At 65.2% G+C, this 14,962-nt stretch carries 11 protein-coding genes and 1 tRNA gene; 7 read left to right on the top strand and 5 right to left on the bottom strand.

Annotated elements, in window-relative coordinates; all coding sequences use genetic code 11:
• Positions 1–11: 11 nt before the first annotated feature.
• Positions 12–827 carry a universal stress protein gene (locus ABDJ38_RS06920; RefSeq protein WP_346784346.1) on the bottom strand — a complete coding sequence of 272 codons (816 nt, stop codon included), beginning with the start codon at positions 825–827 and terminating at the stop codon, positions 12–14.
• A 68-nt stretch (positions 828–895) separates the two neighbouring features.
• Positions 896–2,836 (bottom strand): excinuclease ABC subunit UvrC, encoded by a 1,941-nt coding sequence (gene uvrC, locus ABDJ38_RS06915; protein ID WP_346784345.1) that lies wholly within the window; start codon positions 2,834–2,836, stop codon positions 896–898.
• 65 nt (positions 2,837–2,901) lie between these two features.
• On the opposite strand from uvrC, the gene ABDJ38_RS06910 reads away from it, so the two are divergent.
• Positions 2,902–4,074: a BaiN/RdsA family NAD(P)/FAD-dependent oxidoreductase gene (locus ABDJ38_RS06910; protein WP_346784763.1), complete on the top strand. Its 1,173-nt coding sequence runs from the start codon at positions 2,902–2,904 to the stop codon at positions 4,072–4,074.
• A 54-nt stretch (positions 4,075–4,128) separates the two neighbouring features.
• Here ABDJ38_RS06910 and ABDJ38_RS06905 read toward each other — a convergent pair whose 3' ends face one another.
• Positions 4,129–6,921, bottom strand: coding sequence for a porin family protein (locus ABDJ38_RS06905; RefSeq protein ID WP_346784344.1), 2,793 nt, complete (start codon positions 6,919–6,921; stop codon positions 4,129–4,131).
• A gap of 241 nt (positions 6,922–7,162) precedes the next feature.
• Here ABDJ38_RS06905 and infA point away from each other — a divergent pair, with 241 nt between their 5' ends.
• The 4 genes from infA to ABDJ38_RS06885 are packed head-to-tail and all read left to right on the top strand — an operon-like array spanning position 7,163 to position 9,137.
• The gene (gene infA, locus ABDJ38_RS06900) at positions 7,163–7,414 is read left to right on the top strand and encodes a translation initiation factor IF-1 (protein WP_119592050.1); all 252 of its coding nucleotides are present in this window, start codon (positions 7,163–7,165) and stop codon (positions 7,412–7,414) included.
• A gap of 10 nt (positions 7,415–7,424) precedes the next feature.
• Complete coding sequence (locus ABDJ38_RS06895) at positions 7,425–8,024, top strand: Maf family protein (RefSeq protein WP_346784343.1); 600 nt, start codon at positions 7,425–7,427, stop codon at positions 8,022–8,024.
• Entirely contained in the window at positions 8,017–8,970 is a 954-nt protein-coding gene (locus ABDJ38_RS06890) for a ribonuclease (RefSeq protein WP_346784342.1), read from the top strand. Before ABDJ38_RS06895 ends, ABDJ38_RS06890 begins: the two co-directional genes overlap by 8 nt.
• Positions 8,967–9,137: a DNA gyrase inhibitor YacG gene (locus ABDJ38_RS06885; protein WP_346784341.1), complete on the top strand. Its 171-nt coding sequence runs from the start codon at positions 8,967–8,969 to the stop codon at positions 9,135–9,137. The genes ABDJ38_RS06890 and ABDJ38_RS06885 overlap by 4 nt, the downstream gene beginning before the upstream one ends.
• A gap of 24 nt (positions 9,138–9,161) precedes the next feature.
• Here ABDJ38_RS06885 and ABDJ38_RS06880 read toward each other — a convergent pair.
• A tRNA-Phe gene (locus tag ABDJ38_RS06880) sits at positions 9,162–9,236 on the bottom strand.
• A gap of 188 nt (positions 9,237–9,424) precedes the next feature.
• Between ABDJ38_RS06880 and wrbA the strand changes: the two genes are divergently transcribed.
• Both wrbA and ABDJ38_RS06870 read left to right on the top strand, forming a co-directional pair.
• Positions 9,425–10,027: an NAD(P)H:quinone oxidoreductase gene (wrbA, locus tag ABDJ38_RS06875; RefSeq protein WP_346784340.1), complete on the top strand. Its 603-nt coding sequence runs from the start codon at positions 9,425–9,427 to the stop codon at positions 10,025–10,027.
• Positions 10,028–10,137: 110 nt separating this feature from the next.
• Positions 10,138–12,606 (top strand): PhoX family protein, encoded by a 2,469-nt coding sequence (locus ABDJ38_RS06870; protein WP_346784339.1) that lies wholly within the window; start codon positions 10,138–10,140, stop codon positions 12,604–12,606.
• An 82-nt stretch (positions 12,607–12,688) separates the two neighbouring features.
• On the opposite strand, the gene ABDJ38_RS06865 is transcribed toward ABDJ38_RS06870, so the two are convergent.
• Complete coding sequence (locus ABDJ38_RS06865; protein ID WP_346784338.1) at positions 12,689–14,938, bottom strand: TonB-dependent receptor; 2,250 nt, start codon at positions 14,936–14,938, stop codon at positions 12,689–12,691.
• Positions 14,939–14,962 lie beyond the last annotated feature (24 nt).

Here is a 14,962-nt window from a genome sequence, read left to right as displayed (position 1 = left end):
GTACTGGGCCGCTAGTGCGCCAGGAGCAAAGGGACCTTCGGGTTGCGCAGCATTCCGGCTGTCACCCCGCCGAACAGCGTCTCGAACAGCCGCGGCTTGCCATAGGCGCCCATGGCCACAAGCCCGGCTCCGCGCGCGCTGGCGACCTCATCCAGCACCTCGGCCACCTTGTGCTGACCCTGCGGAACTTCCACCAGTTCGCAGCTCACGCCATGGCGGTCGAGATAACGTGCGCCTGCAAGCGCCGGAAGTTCACCGGCTTGCTCTTCGTCCGATGATGACACCGACACGAGCGTGACCGACTCGGCCGCCTTCAGCAGCGGAAGCGCAGCCTTGAGCGCACGCGAAGCTTCGAGCGAACCATTCCACGCCACCACCGCCGGAGCGCCCGGCAACATTGTGCTCCCACTATCGGGCACGACCAGGATCGGTGCGCGGCAATGCACCGCGAGAATCCCCGCCAGCGGCGAAGGGCCGACAGCATCGCCCTCGATCGGGCCCGTACCGATGATCGCCAGGTCGGCCAGCGCCGCATATTCGAGCAGGCTGGCCTCGGCGATTCCGACCGCGTCGGTCCAGTCCCACCGCACATCTTCTGCCTGCAACCGAGGTTCGATCTTCTGGCGGAATTCCGCCGCCTGTTCGCGCACGTAGCTCGCCGTCTCGGCGGCGAAAATGCCATAGGCGTCGCCCGGCAAGGCAACGTTGAAAGCAATCGGCTGAAGCACGGTGAGATGCGCATCGAAGGCGCGGGCAAGATCAAGCGCGACCTGCAAGCGGGCCTCGAAACCGGAATCGTTGTGAGCATGAAGCAGCAGCGAACGCATGGGGCTATCCTCCTTTTCCGTCACTTTTGTCAGGGTCGGCGGTTCTCGACCTTGACCTTGCGCAACAATTAGCCGCTTGCGTGATAAAAGTCATAGATCTTGCGCGCCACACTTTCGCTAACACCGGGCGCGCGCTTGAGGTCTTCGAGCGCGGCTGCGCGGACCTTGCTCGCGGTGCCGAAGTGCAGCAGCAACGCGCGCTTGCGGGCCGGGCCAATGCCGGGAATTTCATCCAATGGCGAAGCGGAAATGGCGCGGCTGCGCTTGTCGCGGTGGGCGCCGATCACATAGCGGTGGACCTCATCGCGCAGCCGCTGGAGATAGAACAACACCGGCGAATTGACCGGCAGCATCTTCTCGCGCCCGTCGGGGAAGTGAAACACCTCGCGCCCCTCTCGCCCGTGGTGCGGCCCCTTGGCGATGGCGATCAGCGGCACGTCCTCGACGCCGAGTTCCTCCAGCGCATCCTTCACCGTGCTCATCTGGCCCTTACCGCCATCGATCAGCACAAGATCGGGCCACATGCCGCCTTCGCGATCCGGGTCTTCCTGCATGGCGCGGCCGAAGCGGCGGGTCATCACCTCGCGCATCATCGCGAAGTCGTCGTTCGACTGCGCCTCGCGGATGTTGAACTTGCGATACTGGTTCTTGAGGAAGCCCTCCGGCCCGGCAACGATCATCGCGCCGACCGCCTTGGTGCCCTGAATATGGCTGTTGTCGTAAACCTCGACCCGCTGCGGCACCTCGGCCAGTTCGAGGAATTCGGCCATTTCGCGCTGGATTTTGGCCTGGGTGCCCGTCTCCGCCAGCCGCCTGTCGAGCGCCTCGGCGGCATTGCGGCTCGCCTGCTCCATCAGGCGGCGACGGTCGCCGCGCTGGGGGACCGAAATCTCGACCTTCTTGCCTGCCAGTGCCGCGAAGGCTTCTTCGATCAGCGCGCGTTCGGGCAGCTCGCGGTCGACCAGGATAGTAGGCGGTGGCGGCACCTCTTCGTAGAACTGGGCCAGTACGCGGGCGAGCACCTCAGCCTCCTCCACTTCGGTGATGTGGCGCGGGAAGAAGGCGCGGTGGCCCCAGTTCTGTCCGCCGCGCACGAAGAAGCTCTGCACCGCGATCTGGCCGCCCTTGGAAGCAAGCGCGAACACATCGGCATCGCCCACCCCTTGCGCGTTCACCGCCTGCGAGCCTTGAATGAAGGTCGCCGCGCGCAGCCGGTCGCGCAGCAGCGCGGCGGTCTCGAAGTCGAGCTTTTCCGCCGCTTCCGCCATCTGCGCCTCGATCCGCGCCTGCACGGCGGACGACTTGCCGCCCAGAAAATCCTTCGCCTCGCGCACCAGTTCGGCATAGCCCGCCTCGTCGATCCGCCCCACGCAAGGGGCCGAGCAGCGCTTGATCTGGTAAAGCAGACACGGCCGGTCGCGGCGGGAGAAGAAGCTGTCGGTGCAGCTCCTGAGCAGAAACAGTTTTTGCAGCGCGTTGATCGTGGTGTTGACCGAACCGGCGCTGGCAAAAGGCCCGAAATAGCTGCCCTTGTGCCGCCGAGCGCCACGGTGCTTCATGATGCGCGGATAGTCGTGCCCCTCGCGCAGGAGGATGAAGGGGAAGCTTTTGTCATCGCGCAGCAGCACGTTGAACGGCGGTCGGAACCGCTTGATGAACTGCGCTTCGAGCAGCAGCGCCTCGGCCTCGGAATTGGTGGTGACGATCTCCATCGCGCGCGTCTGGCTGATCATCCGCTGAAGCCGGTTGGTCAGGCCCTTCAGTTGCAGATAGTTCGCCACCCGCGCCTTGAGGCTGCGCGCCTTGCCGACATAGAGCACCTCGCCCTTGGCATCGAGCATCCGGTAAACGCCCGGCTTGGGCTTGAGCGTGCGCTGCACCTCGCGGATCGCTGCCAGCCCCGCTTCAAGATCGAGCTTTGCGCCCTTCACCGTGGCGGCGGAACGGTCCTCGTTGAATCGGCCTGCACCACGCGGATCGTGGGGGCTTCCTGCTTCGCTGCGGCTCATGGCGCATGAGATAGGCAGGCGCAGCGCCCTTGCCAATCGGACGCACGGCGCTAACCCCCGGCGCGATGGAGCACTACGACACAATCATTCTGGGCGGCGGGGCGGCGGGACTGTTCTGCGCCGGGCTGGCGGGACAACGCGGCAAGCGTGTCTGCGTGCTCGAAAAGGCCAGCGAGCCGGGTAAGAAAATCCTGATCTCGGGCGGGGGGCGGTGCAATTTCACCAACATCGGCGCTGGTCCAGCCAACTATCTTTCGGCCAATCGCCACTTCGCCAAGAGCGCGCTGGCCCGCTACACCCCGCGCGACTTTCTCGATCTGGTCGAGGCCTATGGCATCGCCTGGCATGAGAAGACGCTCGGCCAGCTGTTCTGCGATGGCTCGGCGCGGCAGATCGTCGATATGCTGCTGGCCGAATGCGCGAAGGGCGATGTGGAGGTGAAGTGCGGGCAGGAAGTCGGCGCGGTGACCCATACCGAGGGCCGCTTCACGGTGACGACGCAGGACGGCGAGTATTCGGCGCAAAGCCTCGTGATCGCCACCGGCGGGCCATCGATCCCCAAGATGGGAGCCTCGAACTTTGCCTATGATCTGGCGCGGCAGTTCGGCCTCAAGGTGGTCGAACCACGCCCTGCCCTCGTTCCGCTGACGCTGGGCGGGGACGACCTGCTGTTCCGTGAGTTGTCAGGCGTGTCCGCTCCCGTCGAGGCCTCCTACGAAAAGGCCGCGTTCCGCGAGGCGGCGCTGTTCACGCACAGGGGGCTTTCCGGTCCGGCGATCCTGCAGGTCAGTTCCTACTGGTATCCGGGCAAGCCCATCGCGATCGACTTCCTGCCTGAGCTGCCAAGCGGCTGGCTTACCGAAACCAAGCGCACCGAACCAAGCCTGACCTTCGCCGCCCTGCTGCGCCGCCACCTGCCTGCCCGGCTCGCCGATGCGCTGGCCGAAAAGCTCGCACTGGCGGGCGATCTCGGCAATCTGCCCGACCGCAAACTGGCCGAAGCCGAAGCGCGGCTGGCCCGATGGACCTTCCACCCGAACGGCAGCGAAGGCTTCGCCAAGGCCGAGGTGACGGTCGGCGGCATTTCCACCGCCGAACTCTCGAGCCAGTCGATGGAGGCCAAGAAGCTGCCAGGCCTCTATGCCATCGGCGAGGCGGTGGACGTCACGGGCTGGCTCGGCGGCTATAACTTCCAGTGGGCCTGGGCCAGCGCCCACGCGGCGGCGCAGGCTCTCTAGGGCAAATCCCCGTTGGTGGTGAGGAGGGCACGAACGGGAGGATGCCCGTCCACCTTAAAACAACTTGCGGAACTCGACCTCGAAGCTGCGCCCCACCGGATCGACCAATAGCGGCTGATAGCGCAGCGGCACCACGCCGTTGCTATCGGTCACACTCTGGCGTGCGTCGAACAGGTTATCCACCCCGAGACCGACCCGCGCATTTTCGAGGAACGGCACGGCAGCGACAAGCTTCTCCTGCGCACCGAGATCGGCAAAGGCGCGGAAGTTGATCGTCAGCAGGTCGCTGAAATAGAGGTCGGTGCTTCCGGGCAGACCCGAGCCGTCGAGCCGCGTGGCGCTTGCATAGTTCCAGAAAGTGATCAGGCCGAAGCCCTTGTAGAACACGCCCGAGCGCAGGTTGACCGTATGTTCGGCCTGCCCGCCGCCGGCTATCGCATCCCCGTCGAGAAGGTCGAGCACGGGCACGCCCGGCGCGATCAGCACGGTGTTGGCGAGGTCGAACTGGTAATTCACGTTGAAGAACCAGCGCCCTCCGCCATCGCCTCCCGGACGACCGAAGCCACGGAAGCCTCCCCCTCCACCGGAGCCGCGCGCCTGCGTGCCCCCGCCCGGTCCGCCGCCGTTACACATCCGCTCGCGCATCTGGGCAAAACCCTCGGGATCGACCTTGCCGTCGGCCCCGGCCAGCCGCTCAAGCATCTGCGGGGGGATCGTCAGCGGCTGGCCGTCGGGTCCGGCGGGCATGGGCTCGCCCGCGGCCGATGCGGCCAGCGCGCGGTCAAGAAGCGCGAGCATATCGGCAGGCTCGGCGGCACAGAACTGGGTTCGCATTGCCTCCATGCGTGCGGGGTCGAAGCCGCCGCCGCCAATCGGGCCGCCTGCCATCTGTGCCGGTCCGCCAGCACCACCGCGCGCGCTATCGGGCTGGCTCGCTTCCGGCGGAGCAATCGAGCCCGAGAAATTCAGCCCCACCGCGATCCGCTCGACGTCTTGCTCTGCGAAAGTCACCGGGCGCTGGTTAATGCTGACGATCTGGCCGCTCATAGCGTCGCGCGTCACGCGATCGGGAAAGGCAGCTTCGATTGCCGGGGTCAGCGTCGGGAAGCTGCCGCTGACGTTTTCAGAATGGTTGCGAATGTAGTCGACAGTCAGGTTCGAGCGGTCGAACACGGGCAGTTCCCATTGCAAGCCGACCTTCCAGTCGCTCTGCGTCTGCTTGGCAAGGCTGGGGTTGCCGCCCGAGATAGTCTCGATAAGCACCGTCTCTTCGCGCGCAAGGTCGTAGAACGGCACATTGGGCGTGCGGATCTCGGGGCTGCCCAATTCGCTGAGCGAAGGCGCGTCTTCGCGGTTGATGTAGCTGGCGTTGAGCGTCACCTTGTCGGTCAGCCCCCAGGTCACGCCCGCGGTCCAGTTGGTGAGCGTGCCGAAGTCGGTCAGCTCGTCGACCCCGGCGCTGAGGTTGAGGCTGATGTCGCCCACCGCTCCAAGGAAGTCCTCGTCGCGGCTGGTCAAAGGAACGCCGAGGTTGACGCCTGCCTGCAAGCGCCCGCGGTTGAGGTCGGTCGTCACGCCGGGGTTGCGTGTATCCTCGCTGTCGATGCCGTTCCAGCGGTAGCCAGTGGTGAGCGTCACCGAAAGATCGCCCGCCGGGAGATAGAGCGGCAGGCCCCGCGCGGTCAGCAGCGTGTTGATGGTGTAGGTGTCGGTCAGCGCAGTCTCGCTGCCAGCAGGGTCGAACAGACCCGCAAGGTCGGCATCGAGCGCCAGCGTGCCCGCTTCGGCCGCGTCCTGAATAGCGGTGGTATCGACCCGCTGCCCGATCACGCTGCGCGCATGGGCAAAGGTGGCATCGGCAGTGCCCGTCATCTCCCAGTCGCCCAGCCCGAAGTTGAGCGTGGCCGCGCCCGAATAGGTCTCCGTCCGCCGGTCGACCGTGATCGGATTGCCTTCATTGAAGGCACGCCGCACCGTGTCGGTGCCATCGGTCAGCGTGACCTCGTCGAGGCCTTGCAGGCGCAAGCTATCCTCGCGCTCGAAGGTGCCGTTGACGCTCAGCGAGGTGCCCGCGCCAAGGCTCATCGCCCAGTTGAGCGTCGCCTCGAGATCCGCACTGTCAGCGACCAGGCTGCGATAGTCGGCCGGGTCAGGATCGCTCGCGAGAGTGGGCGCAGCGCTTTCTGCCTGCAGCACACCGCGTTCGCCTTCGGTGAGCAGGCTCGAATTGTTCCAGTCGAGGTTCAGGTTGAGACGGCTCGGCCCGTCGATGCGGACATAGGTGCCCTCGATCTCCTGCGTCGAATAGCCGCCGTCGAACGGCTGGCCATATTCGACTTCGATTTCCCAGCTGGAGTAGTTGTCCTTCAGAATGAAGTTCACGACGCGCTGGTTGGGCGAATAGCCGTATTGCTGCGCAACTTCTTCGCTGAACACCTCGACCTTTTCGATCGCTTCGGGCGGGAAACTGCGCATTTCGCGGAACGAGGCAATGCGTATGCCGCCCACCAGAAACACCGGCCCGCCGCCGCCACGGCCACGGCTGCTCGAAACATCGGCGCCAAGTGCCTCGATCAGCTCCGAAATCGAGCCTGCGCCATAGGCGGCGATATCGGCGGCATCGAGTTCGAGGATCGGCGGCTGCGGCGCATCGACCTGCCCGATCACCCGCGCCCCGCTAACGACGATGGTGTTCTCGTCATAGGTCTGGTCTTCGGGTTCGGGACCGATTTCTGGCTGGTCGCCGGCCTGCGCGGAAGGCGCGCTTTGCGCCGCGAGCGGCGCTGCGGGAACCGCAGCAAGCGCCACGGCCAGGGTCAGCAGGCTGACTTGGTGGGAGAACGACAAACTTACCTCACGCAATTGAAAGAGTGTTTCCCATCCCCTGTCGCGCCGTATGTGCTGCGGTGCAAAAAGACACAAGCAAGGCTGGGTAATAAAGTGTCGCAATTGTATCGCGGCTTGCACGCTCGATCAGCTCTCGTGCAGGAATGGCATGGCATTTGCGCGACCCTCTTTCCTTTTGCTCGTCAGCAGTCTATGGCGCCGCGCACTCGCCTCCCGAGTTACAGAAAGCACCGGACGACATATGGCCAAAGAAGAACTCCTCGAAATGCGCGGCAAGGTGGTCGAACTGCTGCCTAACGCGATGTTCCGGGTAGAGCTCGAAAACGGTCACGAGGTGCTTGGGCACACCGCCGGTCGCATGCGCAAGAACCGTATCCGCGTGCTGGTGGGCGACGAGGTGCTTTGCGAGCTTACGCCTTACGACCTTACGAAGGCGCGCATCACCTATCGCTTCATGCCCGGTCGCGGCGGCCCGCCCGGCTACACCGGCTAAGGCGCGCGGCATGGCCGCACACCCGCCAGCTTCCTCGCCCGAACGGCGCCTGATCCTCGCTTCGGCCAGCCCGAGGCGGCACGACTTGCTGGGTCGGCTTGGCCTTGCGCCCGATGCGGTCGCGCCTGCGCAGATCGACGAGACCCCGCAGAAGGACGAATTGCCCCGCCCCTACGCCGAACGGATGGCGCGCGAGAAGGCACAGGCCGCGCACGATGGCACGGGCTTCGTGCTCGCGGGCGATACGGTGGTTTCCTGCGGACGACGCATCCTGCCCAAGGCCGAGGACGAGGCGACCGCGCGCAAGTGTCTGGCGCTGATCTCGGGCCGCCGCCATCGCGTGCTTTCAAGCGTGGCGCTGATGGCGCCCGACGGCAGCCTGCGCGAGCGGCTGAACGAGACACAGCTGAAGTTCAAGCGCCTCTCCGACGAGGAGATCGAAGCCTACATCGCCAGCCGCGAGTGGGAGGGCAAGGCGGGCGGCTATGCCATCCAGGGCCGCGCCGAAGCGCTGATCGAATGGATCAGGGGCAGCCATTCGGGCGTGATGGGCCTGCCGCTTTACGAGACGCGCGCTTTGCTGAAGGCCGCCGGGTTCGCCATTGGCTGAGTGGCTGATCGAGCGCGGGATCGGCGAAGACCGCGCATTGCTGGTCGATGGTGACCGGGTGCTGGCGGCAAAGATGCAATGGCCGGGTGAGCTTGCGGCAGGCGCTGTAGTGTCCGCCAAATTGGTCGCCCGCGCGGCAGGGATCAGGCGCGGCACCGCCCTCACCGACAGCGGCACCGAGGTGCTGGTCGACCGCCTGCCCGCCAGCGCGACCGAAGGCTCCACCTGCGAAGTCCTCATAACCCGCGCCCGCATCGCCGAACGTGGTCGCCTGAAGCGCGCGCAGGGCCGGCTCTATGAGGGACAGGAGATCGCCATCTCGCCCTTCTCCACCGGTCGCGAGGTGCATCGTTTCCCCGCCGGACAATGGGAAGAGGTCTGGCACAGCGCCTCATCGGGCGAGATCGCCTTTCCCGGCGGCGCGCTATTGTTCAGCGCCACCCCCGCGATGACGCTGGCCGATATCGACGGTGACCTGCCGCCGCGCGAGCTGGCGCTGGCCGCTGTTCCCGCATTGGCACAGGCGTTCCCGCTGCTCGATCTGGGCGGCTCAATCGGGATCGACTTTCCGACCCTCGCCGCCAAGGCCGATCGCAAGATGGTCGACGAGGCGCTGGGGCAGGCTCTGGCCGACTGGCCGCACGAGCGCACCGCGATCAACGGCTTCGGCTTCGTGCATATCGTGGCGCGGCTCGAAGGCCCATCGCTGCTGCACCGCTTCGCCACGAGCCGCTTGGGCCTTGCCGCGCGCTATGCTTGCCGTGTGGGCGAAAGGGCAGAGGGAACCGGCGCTGTGCTCGCCCTGCGCGTCCATCCGGCGCTGAGAGCCAAGCTCAAGCCCGAATGGCTCGACGAACTGGCACGGCGCACGGGCAAGCAGGTCCGCCTCGAAACCGATCCGGCCCTTGCGCTGGAGGCCCCGCAGGCCCAGCTACTCACATCATGACTGCAAGCACACGACCCTGCCCGATCTGCAAGAAACCCCGCAGCGAGGACTTCTCCCCGTTCTGCTCCAGCCGCTGCCGAGACCGCGATCTCGCGCAGTGGTTCGGCGACGGCTATGCCGTACCCGGCCCGCCGGCCGATCCTGAAGACATCGCCAAGGAAGGTTGATCCACACCGCTCCCCTGAAGGGAGTGGTGCCCGGGGGCGGAGTCGAACCACCGACACGACGATTTTCAATCGTCTGCTCTACCACTGAGCTACCCAGGCATTGCTCCTGCGTCGGACATCTTCGAAGCGCCCGGCGAGCAAATTGGAAGCGGCCCTATGGCGAAGCTGCGCGGGCTTGGCAAGGCCCTTCCAACGCTTTTGTTGCCCTAACCACAAATTTTGCCAAGGCCGGAACCTTGATGGCCTTTCATCGATTGCCTCTGGCAAACCCCAACAAAGGAAACTCCATGACTCGCGTTCTCGTGCTCTATTATTCGTCTTACGGTCACACGTCGCAAATGGCTGAGGCCGTCGCCGCAGGCGTGCGCGACAGCGGCGCCCAATGCGACATTCGCCGCGTGCCCGAAACAGCCCCTACCGAGATCGTCGAAAACTTCGGCTTCTCGCACAACGAGAACCACCCGCTGATCGAAGGGCCGGATGCGCTCGGCAGCTACGATGGCGTGGTGTTCGGCGCTCCTACCCGGTTCGGCCGCCTGCCGAGCCAGATGGCGTCTTTCCTCGATACATGTGGTGGCGTCTGGGCCTCGGGCGCGCTGATCGGCAAGCCCGGCGCGGCCTTCACCTCATCGAACTCGCAGCACGGCGGACAGGAAACCACGCTGTTCTCGATGATCACCAACATGCTCCACTTCGGCATGTCCATCATCGGGCTCGATTATGGCTTCGAAGGCCAGAACGGGGTCGATGAAGTCAAGGGCGGCGCTCCCTATGGCGCAACGACCATTGCCGGTCCGGACGGCAAGCGCCAGCCGAGCGAGACCGAACTGGCCGGTGCCCGCTACCTGGGCAAGCGCGTCGGCACTACGGCAGCCAAGCTCGCGAACTAGCCGAGCACACCGATTGGACACCAAATTGTCGTCAAGTTGCCGGCAAACGGACCTCGGCACGTCAAAATGCCCCCCTAATTCAGGTACACCAATCCTGAATGGGGGTCATAATGTCCAATATCTCAATCGGTTACAGCGACGGCGACGTCGATACCAACGAATCGGGCAACCGTTCGCTCAATGCTATCATCGACGAACGCTACTCGCGTCGGCAGACCATGCTGGGGGGCCTGCGCGCCAGTGCCGCCGCGGTGTTCGGCTCCGCGATACTCTCGGCCTGCGTCTTCGACGACGATGATGACGCCCCCAAGGGCTCGGCGATCACCGTGAATGCGGGTGCCGATGCCGCCACCACTTCGGGCAACTATGTTACCCTGCAGGGCAATGTCACCGGCGGCACCGGTGGCAACAGCTGGTCGCAGGTCAGCGGCGTGGCAGTCGACCTTATTGTGATCGACCAGAACACGGCCACCTTCGTGGCGCCTGCCGTCGCTTCGGCCACCCCGCTCACCTTCCGTTTCTCGGCCGAGAACGGCCTGAAGAGCGACGAAACCGTTGTCACCGTCAGCCCGGCCGCGCTCAACTTCGACGCGGTGGCCAAGAACCTCGACGACGTTGTCACTGTCCCCACAGGCTATTCAGTCAGCGTGCTCACCGCGCTGGGCGATCCGATCATCGCGGGCACGCCTGCCTATGCAAACGACGGCACCGACACCGATTTCGCCTCGCGCATCGGCGACCATGGCGATGCACTGCACTTCTTCGGCCTCAACGCCGCTGGCCAGCGTGATTACGGTGCCAGCGCAAGGGGCATTCTGGTGCAGAACCACGAGAACATCACCGAGACATACCTGCATCCCAACGGCCCCACCAACCTTTCGGGCGGTCCGCGCCCTGCTGCTGAAGCCATCAAGGAGATCGAGTGCCACGGCCTCAGCTTCGTCGAAGTGAGCGACGATGGAAACGGCGCCTGGTCCTACGAGCAGAACAGCGCGTTCAACCGCCGTGTGACCCCGAACACGCCGACCACCTTCAATGGCCCGGTCGCCGGCACCGACTACCTCAAGACCAAGTTCTCGCCCGCCGGCACCGCCGGTCGCGGCACGATCAACAACTGCGCCAACGGCTATGCCGCCTGGGGCACGATCATGACCTGCGAAGAAAACTGGGCGGGCTATTTCAAGCGCCCCAACTCGGGTGTGGAATCGGATGAAGCCAACCGCAGCGCGCGCGAGCAGACCGCGCTCGCCCGCTACGGCGTTCGCAGCAGCAACGGCAACTACTCGTGGTCGAGCGCCACGCCCACGCAGGACATCTTTACCCGTTGGGATGCCCGCGCCGGAACCGGTTCCGCGACCGAGGACTATCGCAACGAGCCCAACCAGTTCGGCTGGGTGGTCGAGATCGATCCCTACAGCCCCTCCTCAACGCCCCGCAAGCGCACCGCGCTGGGGCGCTTCGGCCACGAAGGCGCGTGGATGGGCAAGCTGACGCCGGGCAAGAAGGTCACCGTTTACATGGGTGACGATTCGCGCCGCGAATACCTCTACAAGTTCGTCTCGGCCACCAATTGGGACGCCGCCGACGAGAACGCCAGCGACCGTCTCGCCGTGGGTGACAAGTATCTCGACAACGGCACGCTCTATGTCGCCAAGTTCGCTGCCGATGGCACCGGCGCATGGCTGCCGCTGGTTTTCGGCCAGGTGCCAAACCGTCCAGCGACCGGTGGCTTCCCCGAATATGTGTTCGAGAGTCAGGCGGACATCCTCGTCAACCCGCGCCTTGCGGCTGACGCGCTCGGCGCAACCCCGATGGACCGCCCGGAGTGGACCGCGGTGAACCCGGTCACCGGCGAGGTCTACCTCACGCTTACCAACAACAACGCCTCGAACCGTCCGCTGAACGATACCGATGCGGCAAACCCGCGTCACTACAACGACCCGAAGGACGGAAAGGACCAGTACGGCAACCCCAACGGCCACATCATCCGCCTGCGCGAAGCGGGTGACGACGGCGCGGCAACCGGCTTTGCCTGGGATATCTATCTGTTCGGCGCTGACTCGGCCGATGCCGATGCCAACGTCAACATTTCCGGGCTGACCGCTGATAACGACTTCTCAAGCCCCGATGGCCTGTGGTTCTCGCGCGCGCAGAATGCGGCAGGTCAGATCAACCCGTTGCTGTGGATCCAGACCGACGACGGCGCGATGACCGATCGCAGCAACTGCATGATGCTGGCCGCACTGCCGGGCCAGGTGGGCGATGGCGGCAATGTCACGATCACCAACATGGATTCGACCGGCGCGACCGCCCAGCAGACGACCATTGCCGGTGCCGATGCCACGGCGGCGACGCTCAAGCGCTTCCTCGTCGGGCCGGTGGAGTGCGAGATCACCGGTGTGGACACCACGCCCGATGGCCGCACGCTGTTCGTCGGCATCCAGCACCCCGGCGAGCGCGGCACCTACGACGCGCCGACCAGCAACTGGCCGCAAAGCCAGGGCGGCACCACCTCGGGCCGTCCGCGCTCGGCCGTGGTCGTGGTCACGCGCGACGCAGACGGCATCGTTGGCCTCTAGGCCCTGCCTGCGCCACCGAATACGAAAACGGCGGGGATCGCTCCCCGCCGTTTTTCTTTGCGTTGAAACCTAGCCGAAGCGGTCAGAACTCGGCGTCGAGCGCCACACCCAGCACACGGCCCTTGGCCATCGGCGAGAAGGTGCCCTGCGCCGGGCTCGGATCGAACGGACGGTTGTCGCCATCGGAAAACGGCCCACCCGAAAACGGCAGACCCGCATCGGCACCGAACTGCACCTCGTCGAGCAGGTTGCGCCCGAACAAGCTCAGCGTGATCCCGCAGGTGCGGCACCCGAAGGCGAGCGAAGCGTCAACCCGGTCGGCGGCGTCGTTGTAGCCAAAATTGTTGTCCGAATAGGCGAAGCGGTCGCGGTGCTGGAAGGTCGCGAAGGCGCGCACGAACTTGTCGCCCCACAGGTCGGCCTCGTAGGAGAGGCTGCCGCCGTAAGTCCAGCGCGGCGCGCGCGGCAGTTCGAGCGCGAGATCGGCGGCGTCGATCATGCCATCGCCCGAGATGTCGTAGAACACGCGCACATAGTCGGCATCGGTAAAGCCGACATTGGCGGCCAGATCGAAGCCCGGCGCCGCGCGGACCGTGACTTCGCCCTCGAATCCGGTAATGCGCGCATCCGCCGTGTTGTAGACCGACTGCGCCAGACCAGAAGTGGGGCTGCTCACCACGACTTCGCGCTGCATGTTATCGACCTCGCTACGGAACAGCGCACCCTGCACAAATACCGCTCGGTCTGGCGATTGCCACTTTGCGCCCAGCTCGAAGGTATCGACCCGCTCCTCGTCATAGGCGGGCGAGCCGAGCGCGGCGGCTACCTCCTCGAACGAGGCCGGCTGGGTGATGCGGAAGTTGTAGCCGCCCGACCGATAGCCGCGCGCCCAGCTTGCATAGACCTGCGCGTTGTCGCTCGCAGCATAGCTGGCGACGAGCTTGGGCGACCAGTTCTCCCACGCGCGCTTGTCGGCAAAGCCGTTGTTCTCGCCGGGCACGCGCAGGCCGGTGATAGGACAGGTGCCCGCGATCACCGAACACTCGGCGCGCGGACGGACATAGGTCACCTGCGCATCCTTCACCTCGCGCGACCAGCGCAGGCCTGCGGTGAGCGTCAGCCGCTCGGTCAGATCGAATCCCAGTTGGCCGAACAGGCCGAACACGTCGTGGGTCTGCTTGCCGCCGCCGAATTGCGGCGTGGCAAGATTGCGGATCTCGTCGTAGCCGACATCCTGCGTGAACCAGTATCCGCCCGTCGACAGGCGCCACCCTTCCTTGTCGAGCGAATACAGCAGCTCATTCGAGAACTGCTCCTGAGTGGTAAGCGTGTCCGAGGAGAAGATCGGATTGGGCGAGCTGTCGATGTCGTTGCGGGTGAACACATCGTAAGAGCGCCAGCCGAAGATATTGGTGAGCTTGCCCTCGCCCAGCTCAAGCTCTGCGCGCGCGACCACGAAGCCCGTCTCGCTGTCGTGGCGGCCACGCTCGTCGATCGAAAGCCCGAACGAATCGCGCGCGAACAGGCCGTTGTTGTGCGCCGCCGCGCCTTCACCGATGATCTTGGTATATTCGCCCTTGGTGGTCAGAGTGAAGGTCTGGCTGAGCCGGGCGCGGATCGCACCGCGCAGCACGGTGGTTTCGGTCTTGCCGAAGTTGCTGCCGTCGAACTGGTTCTTGAAATAGCCCGCATCGTCGCTGTGCAGGGCGGCCACCCGGATCGCCACCGCTTCGGTGAGCGGCCCGGAGACCACGCCGCGCGCGCTCCACATGCCCGCGCCGCGGCCCGAATCGACCGGCCCCTCGTAAGCAAGGCGCGCATGCCCTTCCCACTCGTCGGTCGGATCGCCGGTTTCCACCAGCACCGCGCCGCCGGTGACGTTGCGCCCGAAAGCCACGCCCTGCGGTCCGCGCAGGATATCGACCCGTGCCAGGTCGACAGTATCGAACACCGTGCCGCCATTGATGCCGAGATAGACCCCGTCGACGATCAGGCCCACCGCCGGGTCGATCGAGGCGATCGAGGAATTGATGCCAAGCCCGCGGATCGAGAAGTTCGCCACGCCCTTGAACGTACCCACGGTATCGAGCGCAACGTTCGGTGCAGCATAAGAAAGCTGCGAGATATCGGCGATGGCGCGGGCCTGAAGCTCGCCTTGGTCAATGGCGGTGACCGCACCCGGATAGTCGATCAGCGCGGTCTGCTCGTTCTTCACGGTGACCACGATGACATCGTCTCCGTCGCCTGTGTCGTCGCTCTGTGCCAACGCCGGTGCGGCAAACTGGCCGATAGAGAGAGCAGCCGCCATCGCGACCTTGCGTGAATATCTCATTGCTTACCCCCTGATAGATCGCAG

This window comes from Aurantiacibacter flavus, assembly GCF_039710615.1.
GTDB classification, from domain to species: domain Bacteria; phylum Pseudomonadota; class Alphaproteobacteria; order Sphingomonadales; family Sphingomonadaceae; genus Alteraurantiacibacter; species Alteraurantiacibacter flavus.
Note: the sequence above shows the minus strand (reverse complement) of the source record. Positions and strands in the feature narration are given on the sequence as shown.